Raw genomic sequence first — 308 nt, forward strand, 5'->3', positions numbered from 1 at the left:
GTGCAACAGCGCGTAAGCAAGCATCGCCTTCGGTGTGGCCATAGGTATCATTAAAGTGCTTAAAAAAATCGATATCCAATAAAATAATACTTAAGGGCTGTTTCTCACGCGCACATTGTAACCAGCTTACCGACAGTACTTGCTCAAACTTAAGTCGATTAGCAACACCGGTTAATCCATCTAACAAGGCAATAGAACGCAATAAATCAGTATTTAATTTCAATAGAATTTGATTTTTAATCCGCGCTTTAGTAATAACAGGATTAATCGGTTTATGAATAAAATCAACCGCCCCTAATTGAAATCCC

The 308-nt window shown here is 37.7% G+C and carries 1 protein-coding gene; it reads right to left on the reverse strand.

From position 1 onward, the window contains the following. The coding region (locus tag AAEZ02_RS22100; protein WP_351125137.1) for a diguanylate cyclase at positions 1-308 on the reverse strand (308 nt) is incomplete at both ends.

It is taken from the genome of Shewanella sp. T24-MNA-CIBAN-0130 (assembly GCF_040310185.1).
GTDB lineage: Bacteria > Pseudomonadota > Gammaproteobacteria > Enterobacterales > Shewanellaceae > Shewanella > Shewanella psychromarinicola.